The following is a 16,560-nucleotide window of genomic DNA, read 5'->3' on the forward strand; positions in this document are numbered from 1 at the left end:
GGTCAGATCTCTGCGTACATACGGCCCGGGTTAAAAATTCCCCTCGGGTCGAGTTGATCTTTCAACTGGCGGTGATAACGCAGCAACGGGTTAACCAACGGCTGAAAAGGGCTGTCACAAGCGGCATGGCCGTAGCAGGTGGCGTGACCGCCGTTTTCGCTGACGATGGCGCGAATCTGCGCGGCATCGGCGTCGGACTTCAACCAGCGCTGAGCGCCGCCCCAATCGATTAGCTGCTCACCCGGTAACGCCAGCACGCCGGTGTTATTGGGCAGTGACAGGCGCCACAGTGTTGGCCCTTCATCGAAAAACCCCAGGCGCTGCTCATTGAGCTCGCGCCAATAGTGGCTGTCTACCGGCTCACCGCCGAGGCGATCATGGGCCGCTTTGACCGAACCCTCACCGCCCTCCAAACGCAGGCGTAACACTTGGCCGTCATGGCTCGCGGCGCTGATGGGGATCGGTTGCTGGCCCCATTCGGCCAGTCGTCGCAAGGCATGAATGGCATCCATTTCCAAGGCGATGCTGAAGCATTGGCGCGGTTTGGGCAGGACCTTCAGCGAGACTTCGGTCAGTAAGCCGAGGCAGCCATAACTGCCGGTCAGCAGCCGGGAAAGGTCGTAGCCCGCCACGTTTTTCATCACCTCGCCGCCGAAACGCAGGTGCTTGCCGAGGCCGGTAATCACACGCGTACCGAGGACAAAGTCGCGCACGGAGCCGGACCACGGGCGACGTGGCCCGGAGAGCCCGGCAGCAACCATGCCGCCAACGGTGGCGTCGTCGATGCCGTTCTGGCTGAAGCTGGGTGGCTCGCAGGGCAACATTTGCCCAGCCGCTTCCAGCGCAGCATTCAATTCGTGCAACGGTGTGCCGGCGCGGGCGGTGATCACCAGTTCGGTCGGGTCGTAACTGACGATGCCGCGATGGGCGCGGGTGTCGAGGATTTCCCCAAAGACTTCCCGGCCCAGGAACGATTTGCTGTTGCCGCCCTGAATCCGCAGCGGTGTGCCGTTTTGATAGGCTTGATTGACCTGCTCCAGCAACGCAGCGCTGGCGTCGCTGTCAGGTTGAGCGTGATCTTTTTGAGCGAGCATTTAGAAACGCTCCAATTCAGGGAAGGGCAACTTGCCCATGTGTACGTGCATGGCGCCGAATTCAGCACAGCGGTGCAAGGTCGGAATGTTCTTGCCAGGGTTGAGCAGGCCGGTGCGGTCGAACGCCGCTTTCACCGAATGAAACAACGTCAATTCGTCGCTGTTGAACTGCGCGCACATCTGGTTGATTTTCTCGCGACCGACGCCGTGTTCACCGGTGATGCTGCCACCAACCTTGACGCACAATTCGAGAATCTTGCCGCCCAGGGCTTCGGCCCTGTCCAACTCGCCGGGTTGGTTGGCATCGAAAAGAATCAGTGGGTGCATGTTGCCGTCACCGGCGTGAAAAACGTTGGCCACTCGTAGCCCGTATTCTTCGGACAATGCGGTGATGCCCTTCAATACCCCCGGCAGTTCGCGACGGGGAATGGTGCCGTCCATGCAGTAATAGTCTGGCGACAGGCGTCCGACGGCGGGAAAGGCATTTTTACGTCCGGCCCAAAACCTTACCCGTTCAGCTTCATCCCGGGCCAGGCGTACTTCAGTGGCGCCGGCCTTTTCCAGGACTTCGCGGACCCGGTTGCAATCGTCATGCACGTCGGCTTCAACGCCATCCAATTCGCACAATAGAATCGCTTCGGCGTCCACCGGGTAGCCAGCGTGAATGAAATCTTCGGCCGCACGAATCGCCAGGTTATCCATCATCTCCAGGCCACCGGGAATAATGCCTTCGGCAATAATATCGCCAACCGCACGCCCGGCTTTTTCCACTGAGTCGAACGCCGCCAACAGCACGCGGGCGATTTGCGGCTTGGGCAGCAGTTTGACCGTAACTTCGGTAATGATGCCGAGCATGCCTTCGGAGCCTGTGAATAACGCCAGCAAGTCAAAGCCGGGCGAATCCAATGCTTCGGAGCCCAACGTCATGCGCTCGCCTTCGACCGTGAGGATTTCTACCTTCAGCAGATTGTGCACGGTCAGGCCGTATTTCAAGCAGTGAACGCCACCGGCATTTTCGGCGACATTGCCGCCGATCGAACAGGCGATTTGCGACGACGGGTCCGGCGCGTAGTAAAGGCCAAAGGGCGCGGCCGCCTGGGAAATCGCCAGATTGCGCACCCCGGGTTGTACACGGGCGAAGCGTCCAGCCGGGTCGATTTCCAGAATCTGATTAAATCGCGCCATCACCAGCAGCACGCCCTTTGCCAAGGGCAGTGCGCCGCCAGACAAACCCGTGCCGGCACCGCGGGCCACAACCGGAACCTGGCGCTCATGGCACAGCTTGAGCAGGGTTTCTACTTGCTCGATGCGCTGCGGCAATACCACCAACATTGGCGTGGTGCGGTATGCCGACAGGCCGTCGCACTCGTATGGCTTGAGCTCTTCTTCACGATGGAGGACATCAAGGTCGGGCAGCTGTTCGCGCAGGGCCAGGTACAGCTCGGCTTTGTTAGAGGGCGGTAAAACTCCATCGACGCGTTCGTCGTAAAGGATGTTCATGGGCTGACAACCCTTCGTTGTTTTTATTGGAGGATCGATACTACGATCGACTGACTTGCATCATTGGCTGTCAGAGCAGTACTGTCCATGACTTACGCTCGTGGTCGAACCAGTTCTTTTGATTTGATATTCTGAGTTGTTTAAAAAATATCTTTTATTTCAATAGATTAAATTACTGAACTGATTCAGGTGTCTTAAGTTTATAAACTGGTCATACCAGTGGAGATAAGCATGGATTCGTCCTCTGCGCCTCGTGCGCCGCAGGTTGCCGACGTGGTATGCGAGCGTATCGAGCGCTTGATCGTCGACGGGGTATTGAAAACCGGGCAGATCTTGCCGTCCGAACGACGCCTGACCGAAAAGCTCGGCGTGTCCAGGACCGCCCTGCGAGAAGGTCTCAAAATACTGCGCGCCAGGGGCATCATTGATACGGAGCAGGGTAAGGGTTCGTTTGTCGCACAATTATCTGGCCCCACTGCCGCCTCGCCGTTGATGCATTTATTCGGCTCGCAGCCGCGCACGCTGTATGACTTGTTTGAAGTGCGCAGTCTGCTGGAGGGCGAGTCCGCACGGTTGGCGGCCTTGCGCGGCACGGATGCCGATTTCGTTTTGATCACCCGCAGCTACGAAGCGTTGATCGCGGCCCACGGTCAGCCACTGGAAGCGTCTGGGCATGCGCGATTGGACCATGCGTTTCACTTGGCCATCTGCGAGGCGTCGCACAATCCGGTGCTGGTGCAAACCCTGCGGTCGTTGACGGACTTGCTGTTGAATACGGTGTTTGCGTCGGTGAATAACCTTTACCACCGCGAGCCGCAAAAGCGTCAGATCGACCGGCAACATGCGCGCTTATACAACGCCGTCACCGGACGCCTGCCGGAACAGGCGCGCAAGGCCGCTATAGCGCATATCCAAAGCATCAGCGATAACCTCAAGGAAATCGAAAACGAAGAACAGCGGTTGGTGAGATCGACATTGCGGCTGGAAGGGTGGACGTAAGCGTCAGATACGGACCCTTCGCGAATAAATTCCACGGTTGGGTCGCGGTTCCCCTGTAGTAGCGAACTCATTCCCGAAGGCGTCTGACCGGATGCACCCGCCTTGACATCAACTGCCATCTCCCTCAACTTACGCATTGCGTAATCAGATTACGAATAATAACAAGCAGCCATGTCTCCCGCAGCTATCCTTAACGGGAAACGTGCAACGAAGCAGGCAGCCCCGTGGACCTATTTACCTATTACCGTTCAACTTCCAGCTACCGGGTTCGCATCGCGTTGGCGATGAAAGCGCTTGCGTACGACTCGATTCCGGTCAACCTGATTCGCGACGGCGGTGAACACCTCAACCCCGATTACCTCGCCATTGACCCGCAGGGCAGGGTGCCGGCGCTGCGGCTGGACAGTGGTAACGTGATCATCCAGTCTTCGGCGATCATTGAATACCTCGAAGAGCGCTACCCCCTGCCGCCGTTGTTGCCCGCAGACTTGATACAGCGCGCTCAACACCGGGCCGTTGCAGCGTTGATTGGTTGTGATATTCATCCACTGCATAACGTCTCGGTGCTGAAACGCTTGCGGGGGCTTGCCTGCCCGGAAACGGAAGTGGTCGAATGGATCGGCCATTGGATCACCGAAGGCTTCAATGCGGTCGAAACGCTGATAGGCGATGACGCATTCTGTTTTGGCGCCCCCGGTCTGGCCGACGTGTTTTTGTTGCCGCAGCTGTACGCCGCCCGCCGCTTTGAGGTGGACCTGACCGACTATCCGAAAATTCGCCGGGTCGAGCAGTTGGCCCTGCAGCATAGTGCTTTCCAGGTTGCCCATCCCGACTCGCAATCCGACAAGCCAGAGTGATCCATTCAATATGAGAGTCTTGGGCTTACAGCTTATTTTCGGCGATTTCCTTGCCCGCAGCGTGCGGGGTATTCCCTGCGCGCCACCTGTGTAGAGAGCGACTCGATTTCGACTTCCACTCTCTACTGCAAGGAGCCATGTCATGGCTGATCTCTACGCTGATGTTTACGAAAACCCAATGGGCCTGATGGGCTTTGAATTCATCGAATTCGCCTCGCCGATTCCTGATGTCCTTGAGCCTGTGTTCCAAATCATGGGCTTCACCAAGGTCGCTAATCACCGCTCCAAGAACGTGTCGCTGTACCGTCAGGGTGAGATCAACATCATCCTCAACAACGAACCCCACAGCGTCGCTTCGTATTTTGCGGCGGAACATGGACCGTCGGTGTGTGGCATGGCGTTCCGGGTCAAGGACGCACAAAAAGCCTATAATCGCGCGCTGGAACTGGGCGCACAGCCGGTGGAAATCGCCACCGGCCCAATGGAATTGAGGCTGCCTGCCATCAAGGGCATTGGTGGGGCGCCCTTGTATTTGATCGACCGGTTTGGCGAAGGGACATCCATTTATGACATTGATTTCAACTTCATAGAAGGCGTGGAGCGGCACCCAGAAGGCGCCGGACTGAAGTTCATCGACCACCTGACTCACAACGTTTATCGGGGGCGCATGGCGTATTGGGCGAACTTCTACGAGAAGCTGTTCAACTTTCGTGAGCTTCGTTACTTCGACATCAAAGGCGAATACACCGGCCTGACCTCCAAAGCCATGACCGCGCCGGATGGCATGATCCGTATCCCGTTGAACGAAGAGTCGTCGAAGGGTGCGGGCCAGATCGAAGAATTCTTGATGAAGTTCAACGGCGAGGGCATTCAGCACGTCGCGTTTTTCACCGATGACTTGATCAAGACCTGGGACGCCTTGAAAGCCATTGGCATGCGCTTCATGACTGCGCCGCCTGCCACTTACTATGAGATGCTGGAAGGGCGTCTACCCAACCACGGCGAGCCCCAGGACGAATTACAGTCAAGGGGCATCTTACTCGACGGTACGTCCGACAGCGGCGAACGGCGGTTGCTGCTGCAAATATTCTCGGAAACCCTCATGGGGCCGGTGTTCTTCGAGTTCATCCAGCGCAAAGGCGATGACGGCTTTGGCGAAGGCAACTTCAAGGCGCTGTTTGAATCCATCGAGCGGGATCAGGTAAAACGTGGGGTTCTAGCTGCGGATTGATCTGTAATCGGTCTGTAGGAGCCAACACGTTGGCTCCTACAATGGGATCTGTTCTCAATCAATACGAGGCTGAAAACTGCCACCCATCCTCAAGCTTATATCCTGGGCGGTTTTCAGCAGTTTCAGCGCCGCCTGATCTTGCGCCGCGCCAGTAAACATTGACGCCGACCCCACTACCGTTACCACGCCCGCGAGCTTATCGCCCATGGCAAACACGGGTGATGACACGGCGTTGACCCCAGCCATCAACATACCGTGAATCTGATGTACCCCGGTGCTGCGGATTTCCTTAAGGTGTTTCTCAGCGTCTTTCAAGTGCTGGGCGCTCAAATGGCCTGACTCAAGCTCGGCCAGCAGCGCCGTTTCGTTGCTGCTCAGAAAACTGTTGAACACCAGCCCGGTGGACGAGCTTAGCAGCGGCAACACCGAACCGATTTGTGTCACCAGTGTCACCGCGCCGATGGATTGTTCGACGTAGACCACGGTCGGTCCTTTGTTGCCCCAAACCGCGAGAAAGCACGTTTCGTTGAGGTCATCACGCAACGCGGACAAGTGCGGTGCAGCCGTTTTCAACACGTCCAGTTGTCCGAGCGCAGCCAATCCCACCAGCAAGGCTTCACGGCCGAGGCCATAGTGATTGGTGGCGATGTTTTGCTCGGCGAAGCCACTGGCAACCAGCGCTTGCAGGTAGCGGTGGACCTTGCTCGCCGGCATGCCCACGTGTTCCGCCAGTTTTGACAACGAGGTGGCAGGCGCCAATTCGGCTAACGCTTTAAGGATGCCAACACCGACTTCCGCCGCTTGGACTTTTTGCTGACGTGGGCCTGCTGGGTTATCGATTTCCGCTGTCATGGATAAGGGCGCGCCGGTCTGGGAAGGCTGCTTTATAGCTTGACCTCATCACAAACTCAAATTACGTTATGCGTAATCTAATTACGTTGTTTGCACCCGATCCCTGTACGAGCTGCCCAAGGCTGCGAAAGGTCGGCAAGACCTTCATCGGAATCACGAAACCGCCCCGTCTGGGTCGAATCGCAGCCTTTGGCAGCTCCCAACAGGTCACTCGTAAGTAAAAAAGAGGTCAAGATGTTCATAGCCCACTCTCCTGAATCCCTGGTGTATCTGAGCGGTTTCGGTAACGAGTTCAGCAGCGAAGCAGTGCCAGGTACGTTGCCGCTTGGGCAGAATTCCCCGCAGCGGCATTCACACGGCCTGTACACCGAGCAGTTTTCCGGCACGGCGTTCACGGTGCCCCGGGCCGACGCACGGCGGACCTGGCTATACCGCATCAAACCCTCGGCGGCGCACCCACGTTTTAAGCGTTTGACGCGACAGATCGTTGGCCAGGAGACTGGCCCGATCACCCCGAACCGCCTGCGCTGGGATGCGTTCGATATCCCCACCGAGCCCACTGACTTTCTCGATGGCTTGACCGGCCTGGCCAGCACGGCGGCTGCGGATCAGGTTGAAGGTGTCAGCGTTTATGTCTATTGCGCTAACACGTCCATGGACCGCGCCTTTTTCAACGCCGACGGTGAGTGGCTGATCGTGCCGCAGACCGGCCGTTTGCGCATCGTCACCGAATTGGGCGTGCTGCAGATCGAGCCACAAGAAATCGCAGTATTGCCGCGCGGGCTGAAATTCAGCGTGCAATTACTCGACGCCAGCGCCCGGGGCTATGTCTGCGAAAACCACGGCTGCGCGTTGCGTTTACCGGACCTGGGACCGATCGGCAGTAATGGGCTAGCCAATCCACGGGATTTTCTAACGCCCGTCGCGCAGTTTGAAAATCGCGATGAGCCAGTACACCTGGTACAGAAATTTCTGGGTGAACTCTGGGCCACTCAGCTCGATCATTCACCGTTCGACGTGGTCGCCTGGCACGGTAACAACGTGCCGTACAAATACGATTTACGCCGTTTTAATACCTTGGGTTCGGTGAGTTTTGACCACCCCGATCCGTCGATCTTTACCGTGTTGACCGCGCCCAGTGCGGTGCATGGACAGGCCAACGTTGACTTCGTGATCTTCCCGCCGCGCTGGATGGTGGCCGAAAAAACCTTTCGGCCACCGTGGTTTCACCGCAACCTGATGAACGAATTCATGGGCTTGATCGACGGCGCTTACGATGCCAAAGCCGAGGGTTTCGCACCTGGCGGCGTGTCGCTGCACAACTGCATGAGTGCCCATGGGCCGGACAACGCCACGGCAGAAAAAGCCATGGCCACGGAGCTCAAACCGCACAAAATCGACCACACCATGGCCTTCATGTTCGAGACCGGCAAAGTGCTGCGGCCTAGCCGTCACGCCCTTGAATGTCGGCACTTACAGACCGATTACGATGCCTGCTGGACAGGCATGGCCAAAACCTTTGATTCGGGAAACCAAGCATGACCTCTCCATCGAATGCCCTCAGTTGGGTAACGTCAGCCAACGGCCACAGCGATTTTCCGTTGCACAATCTGCCGCTGGGGGTTTTCAGCCGAGACGGCCTGAGCAAACGCGGTGGCGTGGCCATTGGCGACATGATATTTGACCTGCGTGCGGCGCTGGATGCGGGTTTTTTCAAGGGTGCCGCCCGTGACGCCGCCGAAGCTGCCAGCCGTGATCAGCTCAACGACTTTTTCGCCTTGGGCGCACCCGCCCGGCGTGCACTGCGTGGTGAACTGCTGCACCTGTTGGATCACGGCAGTCCGCACCTGTCGCGACTGCGACCCTTGGCTGAAACCTTGCTGCATCCCATGGCCGATTGTCAGATGCACGTTCCGGCGCGCATTGGCGATTACACCGACTTTTACGTCGGCATCCACCACGCCATGAACGTCGGCAAACTGTTTCGCCCGGACAATCCGTTGCTGCCCAACTACAAATATGTGCCCATCGGTTACCACGGTCGCGCCTCGACCATTTGTATTTCTGATACGCCGGTGCAGCGTCCGAACGGTCAGACCTTGGCGCCAGGCGCTGTGGTTCCCGAGTTCGGGCCGAGCAAACGGCTGGATTACGAATTGGAAATGGGCGTGTGGATTGGCCCGGGCAATACTATGGGCGAAGCCATCGCCATCGGTGACGCAGCGCAGCATATCGCCGGCTTTTGCTTGCTTAACGACTGGTCGGCACGGGATTTACAGGCGTGGGAATACCAGCCGCTGGGGCCATTTCTGTCGAAGAGTTTTGCCACCAGCATTTCGGCCTGGGTGGTGACTGCCGAAGCGCTGGAACCGTTTCGCATCGCTCAACCGGCGCGGCCTGATGGCGATCCACAGCCCTTGCCATATCTATTGGATGCAGCGGATCAGCAAAGCGGCGCGCTGGACATCGAACTTGAAGTGGTGCTGCTCACCGAGCGGATGAAAGAGCAGGGCATGCCGGCACAGCGTCTGGCCTTGAGCAACACGCAAAACATGTACTGGACCGTCGCGCAAATGGTTGCGCACCACAGCGTCAATGGCTGCAAATTGCAGCCGGGTGATTTGTTCGGCACGGGAACCTTGTCAGGACCACAGCCCGGGCAGTTTGGCAGTCTGCTGGAAATCAGCGACGGCGGAAAAACCACCTTGACCCTGTCCAGCGGCGAGTCCCGACGCTTTTTGGAAGCGGGCGACGAAGTGATCTTCCGCGCCCGCTGCCAGCGAAAAGGATATGCCTCGATAGGATTTGGCGAATGCCGCGGCGTTGTGATCTAGCTTTGGATTCAAAATTCGCCGCTAAACCCCGCACTTAACGACCCGCTGCGCGGCAAAAACCGCCCGTGCCGCGTGCCTTGGCTCTGGCCATCGGCATAGCTCAGATGGCCGTTGACCCACACGCCATCAATGCCCTCGGCGGCGCGTTGTGGGTCGTTGAAGTCGGCAACGTCGCGGATGAGCGCGGGGTCAAACAGCACCAGGTCTGCCCAATAACCCTGACGGATTTCTCCGCGTTCATGCAGGCCGAAACGCGCAGCGGAAAGCCCGGTCATTTTGTGCACGGCGGTGTGCAGGGGAAACACACCCAAATCGCGGCTGAAATGCCCCAGCACCCTTGGAAATGCCCCCCACAAACGCGGATGCGGGAATGGGTCTTCCGGTAATCCATCCGAACCAATCATTGATAGCGGATGCGCAAGAATGCGCTGCACGTCGTTTTCGTCCATGCCGTAATACACCGCGCCAGCCGGTTGCAGCTTGCGCGCGGTGTCCAGTAACGACAGCCCCCATTCAGCGGCGATATCGATCAAGTCGCGGCCACCTTGATCCGGATGCGGCGTCGACCAGGTGATGGTAATCCGAAAAGCGTCGGTGACTTGCTTGAGGTCAAGGGTCGAGGAACTGGCGGCATACGGGTAGCAATCGCAGCCTACCGGATGGTTGTGTGCGGCATTTTCCAACGCTTCGAGCAACTGCGGGCTGCGGCCCCAGTTACCGGCGCCGGCGCATTTCAAATGGGAAATGACGACTGGAGCGTTGGCGTGACGGCCGATGCTGAAAGCCTCGTCCATGGCTTCCAGCACCGGCTCGAATTCGCTGCGTAAATGCGTGGTGTACACCGCGCCAAAGGCCGTCAGTTCCTCGGCCAGTTGCATTACTTCTCCGGTATCCGCCGAAAATGCCGACGCATAGGCCAGACCGGTGGATAGCCCCAGCGCGCCAGCTTCAAGGCTGTCCCGCAACTGGTCGCGCATGGCCGCGATTTCCGCCGGCCTGGCGGTGCGGTACAGATCATCCAGGTGATTGCTGCGCAATGCGGTATGGCCGATCAGCGCAGCGACGTTAACCGCTGGGCAGGCAGCGTCCACCGCTGCACGGTAATCGCTGAAGCGTGGGTAGACGAAGGCCGCGGCGGTACCCAACAGGTTCATTGGGTCGGGTGGCTCGGCCGATAAACTTACCGGCGAAGCGCTGATGCCACAGTTACCGACGATCACTGTGGTTACGCCTTGGCTGATCTTCGGCAGCATTTGCGGTTTGCGAATCACCACCGTGTCGTCGTGGGTGTGTACGTCGATAAAGCCCGGCGCCAACACGCGGCCTTTGGCGTCGATTTCCTGGTCGGCCGACTCGCCTTCGAGGTCGCCGATACGGTGGATTCGGCCCTCTGAAATAGCGACATCGGCGGGGTACGCCGGGGTGTTTGTGCCATCGATGATCAGGGCGTTGCGGATCAATAAGTCATAGCGCATGTCAGTCTCCCAGCGGCAGGCGGTGGTCACCGCCGCGATAATCGTCAATGGTCAGCAGCATGCCATAACGAGGCCACATCCATGGACCGCGAAGCGGTCCCGCAACGCGCTGCGCAGTCAATCGCGGCAAGGGCGCTCTTACCGGGTCCGTGTTTTTTGCGCATCTCATCCCGAAAACCGCTCCCGATACGCGTGGGGCGTCACCGCAACGGCCCTGAGAAAACTGCGGCGCAGGGTTTCTTCGGTGCCAAACCCGCAACGGCTGGCAACGCGTTTGATCGGCAGGGCGGTGTCGCCCAACAATCGCCGTGCGGCCTCTACGCGTAACTGTTCGATGGCCCTTGCCGGGGTATTTCCGGTATCGGTGCGGTAATGGCGAACGAAGCTGCGCTCACTCATGCCGACCCGTTCAGCAAGGCTGGCGACTGATAAATCACCGCTGAGGTTGTCTGCGATCCAGGCGTGCAATTCAGCAAAGCGCCCGGCTTTTTTTTGTAGGGCCAGGGTCACGCTGAATTGCGCCTGACCACCGGGGCGCTTGAGAAACACCACCAGATGCCGGGCCACGGCCAGCGCCAGTTCATGGCCCAAATCCTCCTCCACCAAGGCCAGCGCGAGGTCGATCCCCGCCGTCACCCCGGCAGAGGTCCAGACACCACCCTCATTGATGAAAATCGGATCGGGTTCGACCCTCAGCAGCGGATACCGCAGGGCCAGTTCATCGCAGCGGCTCCAGTGAGTCACTACGCGCCGTCCTTCGAGCAAACCGCTGGCCGCCAATAAAAACGCGCCGCTGCAGACGGACGCCAAACGCCGCACCCTGGCAGCTTGTCCGCGCACCCATTTCAGCAATTCAGGATTTTCAGCAGCGGCATCAACCCCGCGTCCGCCCGCGATAATCAGCGTGTCGCAGTTCTCATCGAAACCTGGCAGCGGTAAGGTCAACAGCCCCAATCCCGCAGACGAAACCACCGAACCAGGCTCGGCGGCCACCACCTTGAGCACATAGGGCACAGGCTGCCCTTGCTTGCGCATCAATTCATTGGCCGTGGCAAACACCTGCAGCGGTCCGGAAATGTCCAGCAACTGCACGTCTGGAAACGCCAGCAGGTACAGGGTTTTGAGTGGGTTGGGCATGCGGGCACTCGGTGGCGGGTTGGCGGCACGCTGTATCCACCCTGTTGGCTTAAATGGTGGGTTATCTGGCGTATCCGCCAAAGCCTAGCGGACTACAGTGGCTTCGTCCACCGCGTGCTCTGCGGCGAAAATAAAAGAAGGAGAAACCCCATGACGCTTCACATTGGTCTACTTGTGTTCCCTAAACTGCAACAGCTGGATTTGACCGGCCCTTATGATGTCTTTGCCTCGTTGCCGGAGGTCACTGTCCACCTGATCTGGAAGAACCTTGATCCGGTCCGCTCCAGCACTGGACTCACTCTGACGCCTGACACGGCCTTTGCTGACTGCCCGCCATTGGACGTGATCTGTATTCCGGGCGGCAAGGGGGTCGACGATCTGATGGAAGACGCCGAGACGCTGGCATTCATCCGACATTATGCGCAAACGGCGCGGTTCGTGACTTCGGTGTGCACCGGGGCATTGGTGTTAGGCGCGGCGGGATTATTGCGCGGGCGTCGGGCAACCACCCATTGGGCGGCCCACGGGTTGCTGGAAGCGTTGGGCGCGATCCCGGTGCAGGCGCGGGTGGTGCGCGATGGCAACCTGATGACTGGCGGCGGGATCACCGCCGGTATCGATTTTGCGCTAACCCTGGTCAGTGAACTGTTCGGCGAACTGGAAGCCCAAACCACGCAATTGCAGCTGGAATACGCACCCGCGCCGCCGTTTGCTTCGGGTCATCCTGACACGGCTTGCGCCGAGGTGATGGCGTTAGCTCTTGAGCGCGGAGCTGCGTCATTGGCCAAGCGTCAACTACTGGTGACGCGGGTTGCCGCCAAGCTGAAAAGCGCCTGAAAAACTCAGGCGCTGCATAGGCGCTGCCTCAGTGGATCAAAGGTGAATGCCACCCGAGGCTTCGATCCGTTGACCATTGATCCAGCCGCTACCGTCGGTCAACAGCATCAAAATGGCGCCCCCGATGTCATCAGGTAAACCGACGCGGCCCAGGGCTGTGCCCGACGCGATGTATTGGTTAACCTGTGCGTTGTCACGCACGAGACCGCCGCCGAAATCAGTTTCGATGGCGCCCGGTGCCAGGGTGTTGACCCGAATACCACGGGGACCGAGTTCTAGCGCCTGGTAGCGAGTGAGCACTTCGATGCCGCCTTTCATCATGGCGTAGGCAGCCATGCCAGCCATCGAAAATCGGGCAAGGCCGCTGGAAATATTGATGATCCTGCCTTGATCGGCAATTAACGGCAGCAAACCTTGAGTCAAGAAGAAGGGCCCCTTGAGGTGAACCTTCATCATGTGGTCAAACTGCTCTTCGCTGGTGTCGGCGAAGCTGGCGTTTATCCCGGTGCCGGCGTTGTTGACCAGAAAGTCGAAGGAGTCGCGGTTGAAGGTGCTTTTCAGCGCATCGCCCACCTGGGAACTGAAAGCGCCAAAGGTGCTGCTGTCGCTGACATCCAGCTGCAGCATTACCGCGCGGCCACCGAGGCGTTCGACTTCGCTGGCCACCGTTTGGGATTCAGCGGCGTTGCTATGGAACGTGCCGATGATGTCGATGCCCTGGGCAGCCAGGTGCAGTGCTGCGTTTTTACCCAGGCCACGGCTGGCGCCGGTTATAAGTGCGATTTTGCGGGTCATGGTGTGTTCCTTTGGCGGAAGTAGGTGGCAGTGACGTCAGTTTATTTATCCGCTGCAACGTGATAAATAGCGCATATTCGGAATCACTGATCGGCTAGTCCGAACAATCCTGGGGGTTGGGGATGAATAAGCTGGAACTGCTTAAGACGTTTGTCAGGGTTACGGAGCTGTCGAGCTTTACCCAGGCGGGGGAAAGCCTGGGGTTACCCAGGTCTACCGTTTCCGAGCATGTTCAAGCTTTGGAAGCGTTGATGGGCACGCAGTTGCTGCACCGCACCACGCGCAAGGTGCAGGTCACGCAGGACGGACTGGTGCTGTACGACCGCAGCAAAAGCCTGTTGTCGAACATGGACGAACTTGAAGGTTTGTTTCGACAGGATGGCGCAGTGCTGGCGGGGCGCTTGCGGGTTGACATGCCCAGCGCAATGGCGCGCAAGCTGTTCATACCACGTCTGCCTGAATTTGTGAGTCGCCATCCACAGGTAGAGCTGGAAATCAACAGCACCGACCGGCGAGTCGACCTGGTGCGCGAAGGCTTCGACTGTGTGTTGAGGGTGGGCGCCCAGCCTGATCAATCGGTCATTGCGCGCTCAATTGGTCGGGTGACGATGGTCAACTGTGCGAGCCCGGACTATTTGCGCACGTATGGTGTACCGAAAACCATCGACGATTTGGCCGGGCATAAGCTGATTCATTACGTTGGGGTACTGGGCGCGCGTTCCGATGGGTTCGAGTACATGCAAAACGGCAAGCTGCGTCGGCTACCCATGGCGGGCGGTATCACCGTGAATAACACCGAAACCTATGAGTCTGCCTGCCGCGCCGGTCTGGGACTGGTGCAGGTGCCAAAGATGGGCATGCGCGAATCATTGGCCAGCGGCGTATTGGTGTCGGTATTGCCAGACCACGTACCCGCACCAATGGAGGTGTCACTGCTGTATGCGCAACAACAGCACGTGCCGGAACGATTGAGGATTTTCATGCAATGGCTGGAAGTGATATTCAGAGAGCATGCGCGGGAGGGAGGACGGCTTTCAAACCCATAAGTAATTAAGTTAAACATAATCTGCTACGGAGCTGGGATTTCATACCAGCCTAAAAACAGGTTCAGGGTCGATTCAACCACTGCATTTTGCTCGGTTGTGCTTAACACGTCGGCGTCTTGGGTGATTTGTGGCCAGAAGGCGAACGCCTTGAGCAGGGCATGTATCTGCGTTGCGGCAAAGGCCGGTTCCACCGCTTTGAAACGGCCATCCAGCTGCGCGGCACGAACCCAGGCGGTAAAGCTTTCTTCCCGTTCGCTAAGGCGCGAGACCATATTTTGCGCCCGTTCAGGGGAGTGAATGGTGGCGGCGATGGCGACCCGTGCCAGGTCGATGAAGTTGCTGTCAGCGAGCATTTGCATTTTCGACTCCAGCAAGTCCTTGAGTTGATCCCGCAACGGGCGCTCAGGGTGGTACGTCATGTCTTGCAGCTTGCCGCTGCTGGTCCACAGCTGTTGCAGGATCTCGGAGAACAGCTCTTCTTTGCTCGGGAAGTGGTTGTACACCGTGCGCTTGGACACTTCCGCCAAGGCCGCGATCTTATCCATGCTGGTGACCTCAAAACCATTGACGCGAAACTCGGCAATGGCCGCCTGGACAATGGCTTCGCGTTTACGGTCAGTCAGGCGTAGGGGGGCTTTCATAGGGTTCGCTTCAGACAGGCGGATTAAAAAAATTACACTCGGCAGTTTACTTGTCGCCAGGGTTGTTGCAAGCTTAAAACTACACTGTGTAGTGTATTTGTAATCGTTTCAAGTTCTACCTGCCATCCTTATTCGTCAAGATCCAGGAATCGTCCTGCTCCTTGGAGTCAGCGTTCATGAGCAAAACAACACTTACCGCGCACACCGCAGCCCCCGTGATGGCTACATTGCAGCAAGAAGGGCGCTACCGTAACCACAAACCCACGCACCGTTTGGGTTTCCAGAAAACCCTACGTCTGATTTGGCGGTCGCTCTTCGGCAAACCTACCCATACTCGCCCTGCAGGCGACATTCCGGTGCTGCCATTGTCGCGCCAGCAACTGCTCGCCGCGCCCAATAACAGCGTGTTCCGCTTGGGCCATTCGACGGTGCTGCTCAAATTGCGCAATCAGTTTTTTCTGACTGACCCGGTGTTTGCCGAGCGTGCGTCGCCGGTACAGTGGGCCGGGCCGCAGCGTTTTCACCAGCCGCCCATCAGCCTCGCAGACCTGCCGCCGATCAAGGCCGTGATCCTCTCGCACAATCATTACGACCACCTTGATCACATGGCGATCAAAGCGTTGATAGACAAGACTGAGCACTTCCTGGCCCCCATCGGCGTCGGCGATACCTTGATTGAATGGGGCGTGCCGGCCGCCAAAGTGCAGCAATTGGACTGGTGGCAATCGACCGAAATCGATGGCTTGCGTTTTGTTGCCACGCCATCGCAGCACTTTTCCGGGCGCTCGTTGCGCGATAGCAACAAGACGTTGTGGGCATCGTGGGTAATGATCGATGACGACCGGAAGATATTTTTCAGCGGTGACAGCGGCTACTTCCAGGGTTTCAAACAGATTGGTGACCGTTACGGTCCGTTCGACCTGACGTTGATGGAAACCGGCGCTTATAACGTTGACTGGCCAGACGTGCACATGCAGCCCGAAGAAACCTTGCAAGCGCACATCGACCTGCGTGGCCGTTGGTTATTACCGATCCACAACGGCACTTTTGACCTGGCCATGCACGCTTGGCACGAACCCTTCGATCGCATCCTGGCGCTGGCCTGGGAGAAGAACATCGCCATCAGCACGCCACAGATGGGCCAGCCGTTTTACCTGGATTACCCCACACGCGGGCATACCTGGTGGCTAGGGGTGAAAGGAGTGGTCGAGACCAATACGGGGGAGGTTGGACAGCCCCAAGGTAGCCGGCATCACGTATAG

The 16,560-nt window shown here is 58.2% G+C and carries 16 protein-coding genes; 8 read left to right on the forward strand and 8 right to left on the reverse strand.

Annotated elements, in window-relative coordinates; genetic code table 11:
- Positions 1–2: 2 nt before the first annotated feature.
- Together glcE and glcD are read right to left on the reverse strand one after the other, a co-directional pair.
- Complete coding sequence (glcE, locus tag JWR17_RS07525; RefSeq protein WP_299829871.1) at positions 3–1,094, reverse strand: glycolate oxidase subunit GlcE; 1,092 nt, start codon at positions 1,092–1,094, stop codon at positions 3–5.
- Positions 1,095–2,594 (reverse strand): glycolate oxidase subunit GlcD, encoded by a 1,500-nt coding sequence (gene glcD / locus JWR17_RS07530; protein ID WP_299829873.1) that lies wholly within the window; start codon positions 2,592–2,594, stop codon positions 1,095–1,097.
- A 231-nt stretch (positions 2,595–2,825) separates the two neighbouring features.
- Between glcD and glcC the strand changes: the two genes are divergently transcribed.
- The 3 genes from glcC to hppD all read left to right on the forward strand — a co-directional run bounded on the left by glcC (position 2,826) and on the right by hppD (position 5,681).
- A complete protein-coding gene (gene glcC / locus JWR17_RS07535) occupies positions 2,826–3,593 on the forward strand; it encodes a transcriptional regulator GlcC (protein ID WP_299829875.1) in 768 nt (255 codons plus the stop codon).
- A 224-nt stretch (positions 3,594–3,817) separates the two neighbouring features.
- Entirely contained in the window at positions 3,818–4,450 is a 633-nt protein-coding gene (gene maiA / locus JWR17_RS07540; RefSeq protein WP_299829876.1) for a maleylacetoacetate isomerase, read from the forward strand.
- A 142-nt stretch (positions 4,451–4,592) separates the two neighbouring features.
- A complete protein-coding gene (gene hppD, locus JWR17_RS07545; protein ID WP_299829878.1) occupies positions 4,593–5,681 on the forward strand; it encodes a 4-hydroxyphenylpyruvate dioxygenase in 1,089 nt (362 codons plus the stop codon).
- Positions 5,682–5,735: 54 nt separating this feature from the next.
- Here hppD and JWR17_RS07550 read toward each other — a convergent pair whose 3' ends face one another.
- Positions 5,736–6,533: an IclR family transcriptional regulator gene (locus JWR17_RS07550; RefSeq protein ID WP_299829880.1), complete on the reverse strand. Its 798-nt coding sequence runs from the start codon at positions 6,531–6,533 to the stop codon at positions 5,736–5,738.
- Positions 6,534–6,767: 234 nt separating this feature from the next.
- On the opposite strand from JWR17_RS07550, the gene hmgA reads away from it, so the two are divergent.
- Both hmgA and fahA read left to right on the forward strand, forming a co-directional pair.
- Positions 6,768–8,075: a homogentisate 1,2-dioxygenase gene (gene hmgA, locus JWR17_RS07555; RefSeq protein ID WP_299829881.1), complete on the forward strand. Its 1,308-nt coding sequence runs from the start codon at positions 6,768–6,770 to the stop codon at positions 8,073–8,075.
- A complete protein-coding gene (gene fahA / locus JWR17_RS07560; RefSeq protein WP_299829883.1) occupies positions 8,072–9,367 on the forward strand; it encodes a fumarylacetoacetase in 1,296 nt (431 codons plus the stop codon). The genes hmgA and fahA overlap by 4 nt, the downstream gene beginning before the upstream one ends.
- An 8-nt stretch (positions 9,368–9,375) precedes the next feature.
- On the opposite strand, the gene JWR17_RS07565 is transcribed toward fahA, so the two are convergent.
- From JWR17_RS07565 to JWR17_RS07575, 3 genes are read right to left on the reverse strand one after another with little or no spacing between them, the layout of a single operon-like run.
- On the reverse strand, positions 9,376–10,842 hold the full coding sequence (locus tag JWR17_RS07565) for an amidohydrolase family protein (protein WP_299829885.1): 1,467 nt from the start codon (positions 10,840–10,842) through the stop codon (positions 9,376–9,378).
- 1 nt (position 10,843) lies between these two features.
- The gene (locus JWR17_RS07570; protein ID WP_299829888.1) at positions 10,844–10,972 is read right to left on the reverse strand and encodes a hypothetical protein; all 129 of its coding nucleotides are present in this window, start codon (positions 10,970–10,972) and stop codon (positions 10,844–10,846) included.
- A 35-nt stretch (positions 10,973–11,007) separates the two neighbouring features.
- Positions 11,008–11,979, reverse strand: a complete 972-nt coding sequence (locus JWR17_RS07575) for a GlxA family transcriptional regulator (RefSeq protein ID WP_299829890.1) — start codon at positions 11,977–11,979, stop codon at positions 11,008–11,010.
- Positions 11,980–12,129: 150 nt separating this feature from the next.
- Between JWR17_RS07575 and JWR17_RS07580 the strand changes: the two genes are divergently transcribed.
- A complete protein-coding gene (locus JWR17_RS07580) occupies positions 12,130–12,816 on the forward strand; it encodes a DJ-1/PfpI family protein (RefSeq protein WP_299829892.1) in 687 nt (228 codons plus the stop codon).
- Between the two features lie 36 nt (positions 12,817–12,852).
- Here the strand turns inward: JWR17_RS07580 and JWR17_RS07585 are convergent, their stop codons facing one another.
- A complete protein-coding gene (locus tag JWR17_RS07585; RefSeq protein ID WP_299829893.1) occupies positions 12,853–13,611 on the reverse strand; it encodes an SDR family oxidoreductase in 759 nt (252 codons plus the stop codon).
- Positions 13,612–13,733: 122 nt separating this feature from the next.
- Here JWR17_RS07585 and JWR17_RS07590 point away from each other — a divergent pair, with 122 nt between their 5' ends.
- The gene (locus JWR17_RS07590; protein ID WP_299829894.1) at positions 13,734–14,657 is read left to right on the forward strand and encodes a LysR family transcriptional regulator; all 924 of its coding nucleotides are present in this window, start codon (positions 13,734–13,736) and stop codon (positions 14,655–14,657) included.
- Positions 14,658–14,680: 23 nt separating this feature from the next.
- On the opposite strand, the gene JWR17_RS07595 is transcribed toward JWR17_RS07590, so the two are convergent.
- A complete protein-coding gene (locus JWR17_RS07595; RefSeq protein ID WP_299829895.1) occupies positions 14,681–15,298 on the reverse strand; it encodes a TetR/AcrR family transcriptional regulator in 618 nt (205 codons plus the stop codon).
- A gap of 176 nt (positions 15,299–15,474) precedes the next feature.
- Here JWR17_RS07595 and JWR17_RS07600 point away from each other — a divergent pair, with 176 nt between their 5' ends.
- Positions 15,475–16,560, forward strand: a complete 1,086-nt coding sequence (locus JWR17_RS07600; RefSeq protein WP_299829896.1) for an MBL fold metallo-hydrolase — start codon at positions 15,475–15,477, stop codon at positions 16,558–16,560.

This window comes from Pseudomonas sp. (assembly GCF_028293835.1).
Classification (GTDB): Bacteria; Pseudomonadota; Gammaproteobacteria; order Pseudomonadales; family Pseudomonadaceae; genus Aquipseudomonas.